12 protein-coding genes are annotated in these 12,280 nt (G+C 66.3%); all 12 read left to right on the plus strand.

The genetic code is table 11. From position 1 onward, the window contains the following. The first annotated feature begins 43 nt into the window (after positions 1–43). The 12 genes from EV674_RS13375 to EV674_RS13430 all read left to right on the plus strand — a co-directional run bounded on the left by EV674_RS13375 (position 44) and on the right by EV674_RS13430 (position 12,273). On the plus strand, positions 44–1,036 hold the full coding sequence (locus EV674_RS13375; protein WP_119014068.1) for a tripartite tricarboxylate transporter substrate binding protein: 993 nt from the start codon (positions 44–46) through the stop codon (positions 1,034–1,036). Further along, positions 1,036–2,064 (plus strand): AraC family transcriptional regulator, encoded by a 1,029-nt coding sequence (locus EV674_RS13380; RefSeq protein WP_119014069.1) that lies wholly within the window; start codon positions 1,036–1,038, stop codon positions 2,062–2,064. Before EV674_RS13375 ends, EV674_RS13380 begins: the two co-directional genes overlap by 1 nt. A 359-nt stretch (positions 2,065–2,423) precedes the next feature. Further along, complete coding sequence (locus tag EV674_RS13385; RefSeq protein WP_119014070.1) at positions 2,424–3,428, plus strand: Bug family tripartite tricarboxylate transporter substrate binding protein; 1,005 nt, start codon at positions 2,424–2,426, stop codon at positions 3,426–3,428. A gap of 57 nt (positions 3,429–3,485) precedes the next feature. After that, on the plus strand, positions 3,486–4,679 hold the full coding sequence (locus tag EV674_RS13390; protein WP_119014071.1) for a lipid-transfer protein: 1,194 nt from the start codon (positions 3,486–3,488) through the stop codon (positions 4,677–4,679). Between the two features lie 13 nt (positions 4,680–4,692). Further along, positions 4,693–5,145, plus strand: coding sequence for a MaoC family dehydratase N-terminal domain-containing protein (locus tag EV674_RS13395; protein WP_119014072.1), 453 nt, complete (start codon positions 4,693–4,695; stop codon positions 5,143–5,145). Between the two features lies 1 nt (position 5,146). Next, complete coding sequence (locus EV674_RS13400) at positions 5,147–5,572, plus strand: MaoC family dehydratase (RefSeq protein WP_119014073.1); 426 nt, start codon at positions 5,147–5,149, stop codon at positions 5,570–5,572. A 38-nt stretch (positions 5,573–5,610) separates the two neighbouring features. Next, positions 5,611–6,438, plus strand: coding sequence for an SDR family NAD(P)-dependent oxidoreductase (locus EV674_RS13405; protein ID WP_119014074.1), 828 nt, complete (start codon positions 5,611–5,613; stop codon positions 6,436–6,438). 21 nt (positions 6,439–6,459) lie between these two features. Beyond that, positions 6,460–7,599, plus strand: a complete 1,140-nt coding sequence (locus EV674_RS13410; RefSeq protein ID WP_119014114.1) for an acyl-CoA dehydrogenase family protein — start codon at positions 6,460–6,462, stop codon at positions 7,597–7,599. A gap of 106 nt (positions 7,600–7,705) precedes the next feature. After that, positions 7,706–9,400 (plus strand): long-chain-fatty-acid--CoA ligase, encoded by a 1,695-nt coding sequence (locus EV674_RS13415; RefSeq protein WP_119014075.1) that lies wholly within the window; start codon positions 7,706–7,708, stop codon positions 9,398–9,400. 48 nt (positions 9,401–9,448) lie between these two features. Further along, positions 9,449–10,243: an SDR family oxidoreductase gene (locus EV674_RS13420; RefSeq protein WP_119014076.1), complete on the plus strand. Its 795-nt coding sequence runs from the start codon at positions 9,449–9,451 to the stop codon at positions 10,241–10,243. Positions 10,244–10,256: 13 nt separating this feature from the next. Further along, a complete protein-coding gene (locus EV674_RS13425) occupies positions 10,257–11,054 on the plus strand; it encodes an enoyl-CoA hydratase/isomerase family protein (protein ID WP_119014077.1) in 798 nt (265 codons plus the stop codon). Between the two features lie 313 nt (positions 11,055–11,367). Then, on the plus strand, positions 11,368–12,273 hold the full coding sequence (locus EV674_RS13430) for an SDR family NAD(P)-dependent oxidoreductase (protein WP_119014115.1): 906 nt from the start codon (positions 11,368–11,370) through the stop codon (positions 12,271–12,273). Positions 12,274–12,280 lie beyond the last annotated feature (7 nt).

Consider the following 12,280-nt stretch of genomic DNA (forward strand, 5'->3'; position numbering starts at 1 on the left):
AGGCCATGGCAACAAACCATCCAGAAAAACCAAGGAGACAAGCATGCCAAAACAACCAACCCAGGGCTGGACACGCCGACGGGCCACCGCATCGGCTTTGCTGGTGGCGGGCGCCGCGCTGCTGGGCACACCTGCTGCCTGGGCCGATAGCTACCCGTCCAAGCCTATCACGCTGATCTTGCCGTTTCCGGCCGGGGGCGCGACCGATGTGCAGATGCGTGTGCTGGCGCAGGCTGCGGCCAAAGAGCTGGGCCAGCCCATCATCATGTCCAACCGCCCGGGCGTGGGCGGCACGCTGGGGCCAGCGGCCATGGCCCAGTCATCGCCACCCGATGGCTACACCATTGCGTTGATTGCGGCCACGCTGTTTCGCCTGCCGCACCTGATGAAGGTCAGCTACGACCCGGTCAAGGATTTCACCTACCTCATCAACCTGACGGGCTATGCCAACGGTCTGGTGGTGCGCCAGGATGCGCCCTGGAAGAACGTGCAGGAACTGCTGGCCGACGCCAAGGCCCGCCCCGGCGCCATCAGCTACGGCGCTACCGGCAAGGGCAGCAGTGGCCACATTGCCATGGAGCGCCTGCTGCGCACGGCGGGCGTGCAGATGACCTTCATTCCCTACAAGGGCGGGGCCGAAACCACCACCGCGCTGCTGGGCGGCCACCTCAACGTGATCTCTGACCCGGGCTGGGGCCCCATCGTGGAGTCGGGCAAGGCCCGGGTGCTGGCCACGCTGGGCGAGGCGCGACTCAAGCGTTTTCCGCAGGTGCCCACGCTCAAGGAGCTGGGCTTTGACCTGGTGGTGAATTCGCCCATCGGCCTGGCTGGCCCCAAGGGCATGGAGCCTGCCGTGGTCAAGAGGCTGCACGATGCTTTCCGCAAGGCCATGAACGACCCCGGCTACCAGCAGGCGCTGGAGCTGAACGACCAGGTGCCCCTCTACATGGGCGCGGAGGAGTACGGCCGCTACGCCACCGAGCAGACCGCACGCGAGAAGGTCTTTGTGCAGGAGCTGGGCATTAAACTGGACTGATGTCCCCCGCCGTGACCAGCCACACCATCGCCATTCCCCAGGTGATACAGATCATCCAGGGGGTGCGCCAGCGCGGCATGGACGTGGACGCCATCTTGCAGCGCGCGGGCATTGCCCCGGCCCTGCTCGACTCGCCGCTGTCGCGCGTCACGCAGGCGCAGTACGCCGCACTCATGAAGGTGCTGCGCCGTGTATGCCGCGATGAGCTGTGGGGCCTGTGCAGCCGCCCGGTGAAGGTGGGCAGCTTTGCCCAGGTGTGCCAGGCGCTGGTGCATTGCCACACGCTGGGCGATGCGTTGCGCACCGCGTTCCGCTTCTACCACCTGATGCTGCAAGACTTTGTGCCGCGCCTGCAAGTGCGTGGCAACACAGCGCGGGTGGTCATGGTGACGCTGCGCGAGCGCGATCCGCTGCTGGCCTATGCCGAGCGCTCGTTCTGCTTTCTGGGCTACGGCGTGATGTCGTGGCTGGTGTCGCGCCGCATTCCGCTGTCGTGCGTGTTTTATCCCCCGGGGACGGACATGCCCTACGGAACGGAGGCCGAACGCCTGTTCCAGGCCCCCGTCAGCCACGCGCAGCCGCGCATGGGGTTTGAGTTTGATGCCAGCTGGCTCAGCCTGCCCATCGTGCAAAACCCCCAGAGCCTGCAAGAGTTCATGGCGCAAGTGCCCAAGGTGCTGGTGGTGAAGTACCGCCACCAGGCCAGCCTGAGTGAGCGCATCCGGCGCATGCTGCGCCGCTACCTGGCCAGCGAGATGCCTTCGCTGGAGCAGGTGAGCGAAACCCTGGCCATGACCCCGCAGACCCTGCGCCGGCGCCTGCGCGATGAGGGGCAGGGCTACCAGGCCATCAAGGACAACCTGCGCCGCGATGCGGCCATCGAGTACCTGAGCCAGCCCGAACTGACGCTGGCCGACATCGCCGGGCGATTGGGGTTTTCTGAAGCCAGCACCTTCCACCGTGCCTTCAAGGGCTGGACGGGGCTGTCACCCGGCGCCTACCGCCAGACCCAGCTCCACCCTTTGTGAGTGCTGCCCCCGCCCAGGTGCGGCGGGCGGGCGGTTGAGCGCGGGCATTCCCAGGCGCCGCGCACCCACTGTGCTGCGCCCACCCCAGCGGGCAACCCGTGCCCGAAAACCGTGGCCCTGGTGGCTGCCCTGCAACTGTCGGCGGCGGGCAAGGTGCTGAAGAGCCGTCTGCACACGCCAACAACGGAGATGGCAGCAGCTGTGCCTGCGTGATCTTTTTTGCCAATCATTTTGTGCTAAACGGCGATTGGCGCACCCCCTGCCGACTGCCACACTGCACCCATGTTCAGCCCCAGTGGCCGCCAGAGCCACACCGCTGCGCATCCGCATCCAACCCTATGAACCGCCGGAGACAAACCATGAAATTTTCCCGACGCAGCCCCCTGCGCATGGCCCTGGGTAGCGCCTTGGCCGTCCTGCTGGGCACTGCCGCCTTGCCCATGGCTGCCCAGACCGCAGACACCAGCGCCTACCCCTCCAAGCCTCTGAGAATGATCGTTCCGTACCCGGCAGGCGGCGGGGCCGACATCATTGGCCGGGCCATTGCGCAGCAGCTGGGCCAGGCCTGGAATGTGCCCGTCATCGTCGAGAACAAGCCCGGTGCCAGCGGCATCACCGGCAACGATCTGGTGGCCAAATCGGCCCCCGATGGCTACACCATGCTGATCGGCATCACCGCCATGATCCAGACTCCCGCGCTGTACGCCAAGCTGCCCTACGATGTGCTGAAAGACTTTGCGCCGGTGTCACAAATTGCCATGTCCTCCGACCTGTTCGTGGTGCCGCGCGATGTGCCCGCCAAGACGCTGCCAGAGTTCATCGCCCTGGCCAAGGCCCACCCGGGCAAGTACAGCTACGGCAATTACGGCAACGGCACCTCGTCGCACATGCACGGCGAGCTGCTCAAAATGAAGGCAGGCGTTGACCTGACGGCCATCCCCTACAAGGGCGCGGCACCGCTGGTCAACGATGTGCTGGGGGGGCAGTTGTCGTCGGCGTTTGTCGATGCGTCTTCGGCCAACGCGCATCTCAAGTCCGACAAGTTCCGCATCCTGGCCATCACGGGCATGCGCCGCCACCCGGCCTTGCCCGAAGTGCCCACTTTCACGGAGGCGGGCTACAGCGGCTTTGAAGCCAACGGCTGGTATGGCGCTTTTGTGGCCGCTGGCACGCCCAAGCCCATCGTGGACAAGCTCTCGGCCGAGGTGCGCAAGATCGTCGCCTCGCCCGAGCTCAGTGCCCGCCTGACTGCCATGGGTCTGCGCCCCGTGGGCAGCACGGCGCAAGAGCTGGCCGACGTCATGGCCCGCGACCTGCCCAAGTGGAGCCGCATCGTCAAGGACGCCAAGATCACGCTGGAGTAACGCGCCCCCTTGCCCCTGCACTGCGCCAGCCCCTTTTGCCCAACCCAAGGAAACCCCATGTCATCACACAAAAGAGCCGTACACGTCGTTGGCGTCGGCATGATCCCCTTCACCAAGCCCGGTGCCAGCGACCCGTACACGGTCATGGGCGCGCGCGCTGCCAAGCTGGCGCTGGAAGACGCTGGTGTCGATTACGCCCTGGTCGAGCAGGCCTATGTCGGCTATGTCTATGGCGACTCCACCGCCGGCCAGGCGGCCATTTACGGCGTGGGCCTGACGGGCATTCCAGTGTTCAACCTGAACAACAACTGCTCCACCGGTTCCAGCGCGCTGTTTCTGGCGCGCCAGGCCGTTGAGAGCGGCCAGGTGGAATGCGCCATTGCCCTGGGGTTTGAGCAAATGCAGCCCGGCGCGCTCAAGGGCGCCTGGGACGACCGCCCCTCGCCCATGGCCCGCTTTGCCGAGGTCATGACCGCGCACCAGGGCTATGACCCTGCCACGCCGCGCGCGGCGCAGTTCTTTGGCGGCGCAGGCCGCGACTACATGGCGCAGTACGGCATCCGCGCTGATACCTTTGGCCGCATCTCGGTCAAGGCGCGCCAGCATGCCGCGCGCAACCCGCTGGCCGTGTTCCGCCAGACGCTCACGCTGGACGAAGTGATGGCCGCGCCCATGGTGTTCGATCCGCTCACACGCTACCAGTGCTGCCCGCCCACCTGCGGCGCCGCTGCGGCCATCGTCTGCTCGGCAGAATTTGCGCAAAAGCACAACCTCGACCGCCGCGTGGTGATTGCCGCCCAGGCCATGACCACCGACACGCCCAGCACCTTCGAGAGCGGCGACATGCGCAAAGTGGTGGGCTACGACATGAGCGTGGCCGCTGCGCGCCAGGTCTATGAGGCCGCTGGCATTGGCCCCGAAGACCTGGACGTGGTGGAGCTGCACGACTGCTTTACCGCCAACGAGCTCATCACCTACGAAGCCCTGGGCCTGACCCCCGAGGGCACGGCAGAAAAGTTCATCCTTGATGGCGACAACACCTACGGTGGCCGCGTGGTGACCAACCCCTCGGGCGGCCTGCTGTCCAAGGGCCACCCGCTGGGCGCTACGGGCCTGGCGCAGTGCTACGAACTCACCCACCAGCTGCGCGGCACCGCCGAACAGCGCCAGGTGGAGGGTGCGCGCAACGCGCTGCAACACAACCTGGGGCTGGGCGGCGCCTGTGTGGTCACGCTCTACCAACGGGCCTGAGGAGCGGCGCACCATGATCGACAAGCGTTTCATCGGGCATGTGATGCCCACCTTCAGCGCCGTGGTGGAGGCAGGGCGGTTGCGCTTCTTCGCCAAGGCCGCGGGCCAGACCGACCCCCTCTACAGCGATGAGGCCGCCGCCCGTGCCGCAGGCCACCCCGGCCTGCCAGTGCCGCCCACCTTTTTGTTCTGCCTGGAGATGGAAAGCCCCGACCCGGCGGCCATCCGCAACCTGCTGGGCATGGACTACCGCAGCCTGCTGCACGGTGAACAAGGCTTTACCTACCACGCCATGGCCTACGCGGGCGACACCCTGACCTTCGAGCAGCGTATCGAAGACATCTACGACAAAAAGGGCGGCGCGCTGGAGTTTGTGGTGCGCACAACGCGCGTGACCAACCAGCACCAGCAGCTGGTGGCCGAGCTGCGCTGCGTCACTGTGATCCGCAACGCCACCGGGAGCTGACATGACCGCCACTGCCTTGAACTACGACACCATCGCCGTCGGTGACGCGCTGCCAGGTTTGGAGACACCGCCGATTTCGCGCCTGACGCTGGCGCTGTACTGCGGCGCCTCGGGCGACCACAACCCCATCCACGTCGATACCGACTTTGCCCGCGCCGCCGGTATGCCCGATGTGTTTGCCCACGGCATGCTCTCCATGGCCTGGCTGGGCCGTGTGCTCACCAACTGGGTGCCGCAGCAAGACCTGCTCGAATACAGCGTGCGCTTTGCCGCCATCACCCATGTGGGCGAGCGCATCACCTGCGCGGGCAAGGTGGTTGAAAAACTGGAGCGCGCGGGCCGCCGCTGCGTGCGCGTGGAGCTGTCCACCACCAACCAGGATGGCCTGCTCAAGCTCGCGGGCGAGGCCGTGCTGGCCATCGCCTGATCTTCTTTGTTCCTTCCTTCTTCAAGATTGCTTCTCACATGACTCGCAAACTCGACAACAAAGTGGCCCTGGTATCGGGCTCTGGCCGTGGCATTGGCCGTGAAATCGCCCTCAAGCTGGCCGCCGAGGGTGCGCGCGTGGTCATCAACGACCTCGATGCCACCCCCGCACAGCAGACCGTGGCCGACATCATCGCCGCCGGGGGGCAGGCCGTGGCCTGCGTGGGCAGCGTGACCGAAGCGGGCTTTGCCGAACGCTTTGTGGCCACCGCTATCGACACCTATGGCGGCCTGGACATCATCGTCAACAACGCCGGTTACACCTGGGACAACGTAGTGCAAAAGATGACCGACGAGCAGTGGGAAGCCATGCTGGCAGTCCACCTGACGGCACCGTTCCGCATCCTGCGCGCTGCGTCGGGCTTTATCCGCGACGCCGCCAAGCGCGAGGCCGAAGCAGGCAAGCCGGTACACCGCAAGGTGGTGAACATCTCGTCCACCTCGGGCGTGTACGGCAACGCGGGTCAGGCCAACTACGCGGCGGCCAAGGCCGGCATCAACGGCCTGACCAAAGCCATGGCCAAAGAGTGGGGCCGCTACAAGGTCAACGTCAACAGCGTGGCTTTCGGTTTGATCATGACGCGCCTGACCGAGGTGGATGCCAGCGCCGATGCCAAGATCGACATCGCGGGCCAGCAGATCAAGGTGGGCGTGCGCCCCGACATCCTGAAGAACGCCGAGGCCACGATCCCGCTGGGCCGGGGCGGCACGCCCGAAGAAGCGGCGGGCGCCGTGTACCTGTTCTGCATCCCTGAATCCGACTACGTCAGCGGCCAGGTGCTGGTCTGCGGCGGCGGCAAACCCTGAGGAGACACCATGGAAAGCGTTCTGACTTTTCCCCGCACGGTGTTCCGTGAAGACCATGAAATGCTGCGCCAGACGGTGCGCCGTTTTCTGGAACGCGAGTGCAAGCCGCGCCAGGCCCAATGGGACCAAGATGGCAAGGTAGACCGCGAAACCTGGCTCAAGGCCGGGCGCGAGGGTCTGCTGTGTACCGCCCTTGACCCCGAGTGGGGCGGCGCCGGTGGCGACTTTGGCCACTCTGCCGTCATCGTCGAAGAAATCGCCCGCGCTGGCATCAGCGGTCTGGGGTTCGGCCTGCACTCAGACATCGTGGCGCCCTACATCGAGCGCCTGGGCACCGAAGCGCAAAAGCGCCAGTGGCTGCCCAAGGCCGCCAGCGGCGAGGTGATTCTGGCGATTGCCATGAGCGAGCCCGGCGCGGGCAGCGACCTGAAAGCCATCCGCACCACGGCCCGCCGCGAGGGCGACGAGTACGTCATCAATGGCGCCAAAACCTTCATCTCCAATGGCCTGAACTGCGACCTCATCGTGGTCGTGGCCAAGACCCAGCCCGAGCTGGGTGCCAAGGGCGTGTCGCTGATCCTGGTCGAGGCCGACCGGGCGGGCTTCAAAAAAGGCCGCAAGCTGGAAAAAATGGGCCAGGAAGCCGCCGACACCGCCGAGCTGTTCTTTGAGGACGTGCGTGTGCCCGTCAGCAACCTGCTGGGCGAAGAGAACAAGGGCTTTGCCTACCTGATGCAGGAGCTGGCGCAAGAGCGTTTCATCATCGCCGTGGGGGCTGCCACCAAGCTGGAGGTGATGCTGGACGAGACCATCCGCTACACCAAAGAGCGCAAGGTGTTCGGGCAAACCGTGTTCGACTTCCAGAACACCCGCTTCAAGCTGGCCGAGATCAAGGCCCGCACCACGGCCCTGCGCATGATGGTGGACCAGTACCTGGCCGAACACATGCGGCGCAAGCTGACGGTGGAAGAAGCCGCCATTGCCAAGCTCTACGCCACCGAAGAGCTGGGCCGCAGCCTCGATGAGCTGCTGCAACTCTACGGCGGCTACGGCTACATGATGGAGTACCCGATTGCGCGCGCCTTTGTCGATTCGCGCGTCAACCGCATCTACGGCGGCACCAGCGAGGTTATGAAAGAGCTGATCTCGCGCAAGCTCTAAGCAGCAACCAATCAGGCAGGGCAGCACCGGGGCGCAGCGCACGCCTTGTGCCGCCCGCCTTGCCATCCCTTTGCACACCAAGACAAGAACAACTGGAGACATTGCCATGGCGCCTTTGCACCACCGCTTCTGGCCCAAGGGCGTGCCGCACGATGTGCGCGTGCCGCGCGTGACCTTGGTGGACTACCTGGAAGTAGCGGCCCGCCGCTACCCCGACAAGCCCGCCATCGTCTATGGCGGCGCCACCACCGATTACCGCAGCCTGCGGGCGCGTGTCGATGCGCTGGCCGCTTACCTGCAACAGCGCCTGGGCGTGCGCCAGGGCGACCGCGTGCTGCTGATGGGCCAGAACTGCCCGCAGTTCATCACCGCCTTTTATGCCGCCTTGCGTGCGGGTGCGGCCATCGTGCCTGTCAGCCCCATGAGCACCGCTGAAGAACTGCGCTACTACGCCGAAGACAGCGGCGCCCGCGTGGTGGTGGTGGCCCAGGAGCTGGCCGCGCCAGTACAAACCTGCATGGCCCAGGGCCTGCTGGACGCCGCCCTGGTGCTGGCCTACAGCGACGCCCTGAGCACCACGCGCGACAGCGCCGCCCTGCACGATGAACTGCCCGACGTGGTGCTGGCCCCGCGCCTGCCGCTGCCCGGCCTGGCCTGGCACGGTTTGGAAGACGCCATCGCCGCCGGGCTGCAGCCTGCACCCACCACGGGCAGTGCCGACGACCTGGCCGTGATTCCCTACACCTCCGGCACCACCGGCCACCCCAAGGGCTGCATGCACACGCACGCCACGCTGTTGGCGTCGAACGTGGCCTCCCAGGTGTGGCGCCAGCTCAATGTGGATTCGGTCATTCTGTGCGTGGCGCCCATGTTCCACATGCTGGGCCTGCAAAACGGCATGAACGTGCCCATCACGCTGGGCGGCACCATCATCATGATGCCGCGCTGGAATCCGGTGCAGGCCGCGCAGCTGATAGAGCGCCACCGCGTCACCGTCTGGACGGCGCCGCCGTCGATGGTGATCGACCTGTTCGCCCAGCCGCAGGCCCAGCAATGCGACCTCTCCAGCCTGACGCTGCTGTCGGGCGGCGGCGCGGCCATGCCCGAGGCCGTGGCCACCATGCTGGCCGAGCGCTTTGGCCTGAGCTACAACGAGGGCTACGGCCTGACCGAAACCGCCTCCTTCCTGCACGGCAACCCGCTCTCGCGCGGCAAGCGCCAGTGCCTGGGCATGCCCACGCAGGGCGTCGAGTCGCGCATCGTGGACCCCGAGACGCTGGAAGACCTGCCGCTGGGCGAAGTCGGTGAACTCGTCACCCATGGCCCGCAGGTCATGCAGGGCTACTGGCGCAACGAAGAGGCCAACCGCGCCGCTTTTTTTGAGCGCGATGGCAAGCGGTTTTTCCGCACCGGCGATCTGGCCAGCATCGACGAAGACGGCTATTACTTCATGCGCGACCGCCTCAAACGCATGATCAACGCCTCGGGCTTCAAGGTCTGGCCCGCCGAGGTGGAAAGCACCATGTACGAGCACCCCGCTATCCACGAAGCCTGCGTGATTGCCGTGGACGACGCCAAGCGCGGCGAAACCGTCAAAGCGCTGATCGTGCTCAAGCCCCCGCAGCGCGGCCAGGTGACAGAGCAGGAACTGATCGACTGGAGCCGCGAGCGCATGGCCGCCTACAAGGTGCCGCGCCTGATCGAGTTTGTGGAGCACCTGCCCAAGTCCGGCACCGGAAAAATTTTGTGGCGCGAGCTGCAAGCGCAGCACCGCACCCCCGGCGCACCCCAGGGCGCCTGAGCGCAGCGCCCACCTTGCAACCACACCAGCACAACACAGGAGACACCCATGGCAGAGCGTGAAAACTACACCGGCAAAGCCGTATTTGTGGCGGGCGGCAGCAGCGGCATCAACCTGGCACTGGCCCAGGCCTTTGCCCGTCAGGGTGCGCGCGTGGCCATTGCCAGCCGCTCCCCCGAGCGCGTCGAGGCGGCTGTGGCCGGTCTGCGCGCCCAGGGGCTACCGGCCTGGGGCTACAGCGCCGATGTGCGCGACGCCGATGCCATCGGTGCCGCACTGGAGCAGGCCCACCACCAGATCGGCGACTTCGACGTGCTGGTCTCGGGCGCAGCGGGCAACTTTGTCGCCCCGGCGCTGGGCATGTCGGCCAAGGGCTTTCGCACCGTGGTCGATATCGATCTGGTGGGCACCTTCAACGTGCTGCGCCAAGGCCACGCCTTTTTGCGCAAGCCTGGCGCCTGTGCGCTCAACATCTCTGCGCCGCAGGCCTTCAACCCCACCATGTACCAGGCCCATGTGTGCGCTGCCAAGGCCGGGGTGGACATGCTGACGCGCGTGCTGGCCATGGAGTGGGGCGTGGATGGCGTGCGCGTCAACTCCATCGTGCCCGGCCCGATTGCCGACACCGAAGGCGTGCGCCGCCTGGCCCCCTCGCCCGAAGCGCTGGAGGCCATGGCCCGCACCGTGCCCCTGCGCCGCTTTGGCCAGGTCGAAGAAATTGCCGACATGGCCTTGTTCCTGGGCTCGGCGCGCGCGCAGTTTGTGACGGGCGCCGTCATTCCGGTCGATGGCGGCAGCTCGCTGCACGGCGGGCGCGACCTCAGCCACGCCCTGGCTGCCTGACGGAGACGCCCCCATGCCCCAGCCTTACGAACTGATCCGCTTTGCGGTGTGCGACCAGGTCGCCACGCTCACTTTTCACAACCCCGCCAAGCGCAACGCCTTCGAGCCGCGCATGCGCGAAGAAATTGCCGAGGTGGTGGCCACCGTGCGCCGCGACCGCAGCATCCGCGCCCTGGTGCTCACGGGTGAAGGCACGCATTTTTGCTCGGGCGGCGACCTGAGCAACATCGCCAGCGTGGGCCTGGACAACGCGGGCTGGCGCGAGCGCCTGACCAACCTGCACGACTGGCTGCAAGACCTGTTGACGCTCGACCGCCCCATCATTGCCGCCGTCGATGGTGCGGCCTACGGCGCCGGTTTCAGCCTGGCGCTGCTGGCCGATTTCATCATCGCCACGCCGCGCGCGCGTTTTTGCATGTCTTTCATCAAGGTGGGGCTGGTGCCCGACTGCGCGGCGTTTTACACCCTGCCGCGCATCGTGGGGCCGCAGCGCGCCCGTGAGCTGATGCTGTCGGCGCGCGAAGTGGGCGCGCAAGAGGCGCTGGCGCTGGGCATCGCCATGGAGCTGCACCCGCCCGAGCAATTGCAGGCCCGGGCGCAGGCCCTGGCGCGCAGCTTTGTGCAGGCCTCGCCGGTGGCGGTATCGCTCATCAAGCGTGCGCTGGCTGCGCCCGGCCACGACCTGGCCACGCTCTTGGAGCTGGAGGCCAACGCCCAGTCGCTGGCCATGGGCACCCCAGACCACCGTGACGCCGTGCAGCGTTTTCTGCGCAAAGAGCCTGCCAGCTTTGTCTGGCCCGCCCAGCCCTGAGCGCGCCTGGGCGCCGCCCCTGTGCGCACCCGGCCCCGCCATGGCGGGGCTTTTTTGTGGGCGCGACGGGGTGTGTTCGGTATGGGCGAAGGCTTGCTACTGAAATCAGTGATTGTGGGATGCCCGTCCGCACACGAACATAGAACCCGACAACACACCGGCCGCGCCACCCGCTGGCCACAGCGTGGGGCACCGGGCCAGCGCCCTGCCACACGGCCCGCGCCGGACGTTGAAACACCGACAGGCCCCAGGGCCACAGGGGCAGCACAGCCCGGACAACTTACAGGAGCACGCACAAATGAGCACACAAGGCATGGTTGAAGGCAAAGTGGTGGTGGTGACGGGCGCAGGCGGCGGCATTGGCCGCGACATCGCCCTGGCCATGGCCCGCGAAGGCGCCAAAGTGGTGGTCAACGACATTGGAGCCTCTGTCAGCGGTGAAGGCAACGACGCTGGCCCGGCACAAAAAGTGGTCGATGAAATCAAGGCCCTGGGCGGCGAGGCCGCTGCCAACACCGACAGCGTTTCGGATGTGGTGGCGGCAGGCCGCATCATCCAGACCGCCCTGGACACCTTTGGCCGCATCGATGTGGTGGTGAACAACGCAGGCATTCTGCGCGACCGCTTCTTCCACAAAATGAGCCTGGACGAGTGGGATGCCGTCATCAAGGTGCACCTGTACGGCGCCTACTACGTCAGCCGCGCTGCTGCCAACCACTTCAAAGAGCAGGGCAGTGGCAACTACATCCACATGACCTCCACCTCGGGCCTGATCGGCAACTTTGGCCAGGCCAACTACGCCGCCGCCAAGCTGGGCGTGGCCGCGCTGTCCAAGTCCATTGCGCTGGACATGCAGAAGTTCAACGTGCGCAGCAACTGCATTGCGCCGTTTGCCTGGAGCCGCATGATCGGCTCCATTCCCACCGAAACCGATGCCGAAAAAGCCCGCGTCGAGCGCATCAAGCAGATGACGCCCGCCAAGATTGCCCCGCTGGCCGTGTGCCTGGCCAGCGATGTGTCTGCCGACACCAACGGCCAGATTTTTGCCGTGCGCAACAACGAAATCTTCCTCATCAGCCAGCCGCGCCCCGTGCGCTCGGTACACCGCAGCGAGGGCTGGACGCCGCAAAGCGTGGCCGCGCACGCGCTGCCCGCCCTCAAGGCCAGCTACTTTGACCTCGACCGCTCGGGTGACGTGTTCACCTGGGACCCCATCTGAGCCCCGC

This window comes from Simplicispira metamorpha (assembly GCF_004341365.1).
In the GTDB taxonomy this organism is placed as follows: domain Bacteria; phylum Pseudomonadota; class Gammaproteobacteria; order Burkholderiales; family Burkholderiaceae_C; genus Simplicispira; species Simplicispira metamorpha.